Raw genomic sequence first — 735 nt, forward strand, 5'->3', positions numbered from 1 at the left:
ACGCGCTGCTGCACACCCGGTTCAACCCGATCCCCACCCGCACGACCGTCCTCCTGATCGACACCGGCGCGTCCGACCCGCTCGACACCGTCACCACCACCCTCGCCGCCGTCCTGGACCGCTCACCCGACAACTCCGACATCGGACTGCGGTTCTCCCCGGACAGCGACGACGACACCACCCCTTCGGCCGCCGTCGCCCTCGGCGCACTCACCGCCGACCGGCGCGCGGCGCTCACCGACGCCCTCGCCGACTCCGACACCGGGTCGGCGCTCACCTACGACGCGATCACCGCGGCCTACCGCGACGCCGCCGACGGGTACCGCCCCGGCCGCCCCAACTCGCTGCTGATCGTCACCACCGGAACCGACGACACGGCAACCGACGACACCGCCCGCGAAGAACTCCTCGACCTCGTCGCCGAAACCCAGGCCCGCGACCGGGAGATCCGCATCGACATCGTCCTCCTCGACACCACCACGACCGCGAGCACCGCCACCGCCGGCACCGACCTCGAAACCCTCGCCGACGACACCGGCGGCACCTTCGTCACCGTCGACCCGGACAACGGCACCACCCTGTCCGACACCCTCCGAAAGCTGATGTCCTGACACCGTGATCCGGCTACTCGTCGTAGGAACCTTCCTCACCCTCCTCACCTTCTGGCTGCACCGCCGCTACGTCCGCGCCCCCGAACTGCGCGGGCCGGCCGCCATCGCCGCCACCACCGTCCTC

The 735-nt window shown here is 71.3% G+C and carries 1 pseudogene; it reads left to right on the forward strand.

Annotated elements, in window-relative coordinates:
• A pseudogene (locus tag M1M07_RS32350) lies at positions 1-611 on the forward strand (hypothetical protein); the annotation flags it as partial.
• Between the last annotated feature and the right edge of the window lie 124 nt (positions 612-735).

This window comes from Rhodococcus sp. HM1 (assembly GCF_023218075.1).
Taxonomy (GTDB): domain Bacteria; phylum Actinomycetota; class Actinomycetes; order Mycobacteriales; family Mycobacteriaceae; genus Rhodococcus.